Source organism: Vibrio sp. 10N.286.49.C3, assembly GCF_041469545.1.
In the GTDB taxonomy this organism is placed as follows: domain Bacteria; phylum Pseudomonadota; class Gammaproteobacteria; order Enterobacterales; family Vibrionaceae; genus Vibrio; species Vibrio tasmaniensis_A.
Genome location: NZ_JBFRKT010000036.1, coordinates 1 through 2,957, shown reverse-complemented (window position 1 = coordinate 2,957; position 2,957 = coordinate 1). Strand labels below are relative to the sequence as shown.

General features: G+C 39.3%; 1 protein-coding gene and 2 pseudogenes. 1 reads left to right on the top strand and 2 read right to left on the bottom strand.

The genetic code is table 11. The features are described 5' to 3' along the window. Positions 1-114: 114 nt before the first annotated feature. Together AB4180_RS15675 and AB4180_RS15670 are read right to left on the bottom strand one after the other, a co-directional pair. Positions 115-1,743 (bottom strand): methyl-accepting chemotaxis protein, encoded by a 1,629-nt coding sequence (locus AB4180_RS15675; protein ID WP_017096612.1) that lies wholly within the window; start codon positions 1,741-1,743, stop codon positions 115-117. 293 nt (positions 1,744-2,036) lie between these two features. Continuing rightward, positions 2,037-2,444 (bottom strand): annotated as a pseudogene (locus AB4180_RS15670) (ISAs1 family transposase); the annotation flags it as partial. A gap of 151 nt (positions 2,445-2,595) precedes the next feature. Here AB4180_RS15670 and AB4180_RS15665 point away from each other — a divergent pair. Continuing rightward, positions 2,596-2,957: pseudogene (locus AB4180_RS15665) on the top strand (site-specific integrase); the annotation flags it as partial.

The following is a 2,957-nucleotide window of genomic DNA, read 5'->3' as shown; positions in this document are numbered from 1 at the left end:
ACAAAGTGCCAACTATGAAGATTCTGGACAGAAATGGCTTAGAGTTGATCTTCGAGCTGATTTGATCAACAACGCCACTCCTGATTAAAAAAATCTAAGGCGTAGTCCACCTTTCTATAGCTTGAATGCTCCCATCCTCGATTGGAGATTATGAGCTAGACTACTGATTTCCTGACACGCTATAGCGGTTTGTGAAGTGCCTTCTGCCATTTCTGAGGATGCTGAATTAATATGCTCCACACTTCGATTTAACTCTTCTGACACTGAGTTTTGCTCACTACATGCTGTTGCAATATGAGTACTCATCTGAGCAATATTCTCGACAGAGTGTTCAATCATATCAATTTGTTCTCCAGCCTCATTGACTTGGTCAACACATGTAGCGATACCACTCTGACACTCCCTGCTTGCCTCCCCCATTTTGATGGTTTTTTCTTGTAAGTCTTCAACAATATCGACAATCTGCGTTGTAGATTCTTGCGTTCGTTGAGCCAGAGAACGAACTTCATCAGCTACTACAGCAAAGCCTCTCCCTTGCTCTCCTGCTCTAGCAGCTTCTATTGCAGCATTCAAGGCTAATAGGTTCGTTTGTTCCGCAATCCCTCTAATAACATCAACAACAACATTAATGCTACTTGAACTATTTTCTAGATCACTTGCCAATTCATCTGTGTTTTGTATTGTTTTAGTGACCTTATCAATTTCTTGGATTGTTTTATTTAAAATCTCGGTTCCGTGCTTTGCAACTTCAGTTGCTGAGTTTGCTGAGGTAGCTCCACTTTCTGTATTCTGCGCTACCTCGTTAACTGCGGCCTGCATTTCTGTCATGGCCGATGCAACAGAACTCAACTCTAATTGTTGATTTTGCATTCCTGAAGCCGTTTGAGCTGATATTGCACTCACCTCTTCCACCGCTGCTGTTAATTGAATTGTAGAATCACTCACCTCTGAGACTAAAGAATGCAAATTATTTTGCATTGATACTAACTCTTTCAGCAAAGTACCAAGTTCATCTTCAGTTAACTCTCTTTCGTCAATTGTATTATTCAACTGACCTTTAGCTATCTGAGAAGCAAACCATAAAGCTCGATTAACCGGTTTACAAACTACTCGAGATAACAGAACTGACGAAAGAATTATCATACCGATAATGACTAAGGAACCAGCGGTGGCAGTAAGTTGAGTCGATTGAGATTCACTTTGTACTTCTACTTTTAGCTGATTTATAAGCTCATCATTTAAGCTAAGCGTATTGTCCAAGCTAGTAAGAGCTTTTGTATATGTAGTGAAACTAGATAAAACAACTTCATTTGCTTTTTTTGCCTTACCTTGTGCAAGTAAATAATTATATTGCTGCGTTTCAGAAATATAACTATTCCATGTATCTTTAAATACTTTAAAAGAACGCTTTTCTTGCTCACTCAGCGCTAGAGCTTCATACGATAAAATACCTTGTTGAACATTTTCCCTCCATTGTTCAAGCTCCTCTATCCATTCCGCGATTTTGGGATGCTTTGCATTTGACAGAAGCGAAAATTCATCTTTACGAACTTTTGTAATATCAACTTGAATACCTTTAAGCAAGGCAACCGATGGCAGGCTTTTATCAGTTAATATCGCTGTGTTTTTAGTCAGTGATAATAAACTCGACATCATCACCACAGAAACAACTGCAAAAACCAGAAATACGGCTAAGTAACTCAACCCAATTTTCTTTACTACACTTAAATCTTTAATACTCATCAATAAACCCACATTTATTCTAAAAATAACGCCATGACTAATGGCACATTACCTACCTTAACAACCGAGGAGTGAGAATAAAAATCGTTACGCCCTTATTCATCGAGTGTAATATAGTCGAATATTGGCTAAATTAACATCAACTTAGCGTGAATTCGATACAGCAGTTCACTTTTAACTAGAATATGGTGGTATTTTCGTTAAAAAATAGAGTAAATACCTCAGTTGAATGAGGTTGTATAAAAAAACCATAATTTAGTGTCAATTGAGCAGCAGGGCGACCGCATGAGTGCCTAGTTTTTCACCGCCTGAGTAAAACCAGCACTTAATACTGCCTCTAGAATGGTTGTATTCATCATGCATCGCTTTTGCTTCCCAACAATGCTTAGCTTAGTTGGCTCTTCTCTGAGCATATTTAAGCTCATATGACGCAAGCAAGATAGATTCTCCGCTCCATGGTCTTTGTATATCTGGCACGCATCCTCATTCATACTGACATCAAGTACCCAATGCATTGACTCTATATCCCAATGCTCTCTAACTGCCATCGCAGCTTGCTCTGCGCTTAGCACTTTGGAGCTGATATAGTAACGATACTCTAGGTCGATTACTTTTCATTTCTCAATACGGAAGTTTTCAACCATTATAATGCTCTTCAAGTCTTTCCAACGAGAGAAGTTACCTTCCAGTTTTGTACTGTCAAAACTGCTGTTGCGGATCACAATAACCTATTAGCTTTCTTAGCACTTTGAGATAGGAGCCTAACCTGTGCTTTTTGTCCGATATAAAACATTGTTCTACGTTTCAGCCTCAATTAAACTGTTTTTATATACAGTAATTTTAGGCTTTATTATGTCTATCCGTAATTTAAAAGATGGTTCTACCAAACCTTGGCTCTGCGAATGTTACCCGAATGGGCGAACGGGGAAACGTGTTCGTAAAAAGTTTACGACTAGGGGAGAAGCAAAGGCTTTTGAGCTTCACACGATGAAGGAGATTGACGATAAGCCATGGATGGGAAGTAAACCCGATCACCGTAGAATGAGCGAACTGTTAGACGCTTGGTGGACCATACACGGTCATACGTTGAAATCGGGTAAACAAGCTCGGGAGCTAATAGCTAAGACAATTGAAGAATTAGGGAATCCAATTGCCTCCCACCTTAAAGAACGAGACTATTTAGACTATCGTGCAGGGCTTTGTTGCGTAATTAA

Bases quoted from the DNA above. Each gene is read 5' to 3' on its own strand.
- AB4180_RS15675 (WP_017096612.1), bottom strand. From the start codon at position 1,743: ATGAGTATTAAAGATTTAAGTGTAGTAAAGAAAATTGGGTTGAGTTAC.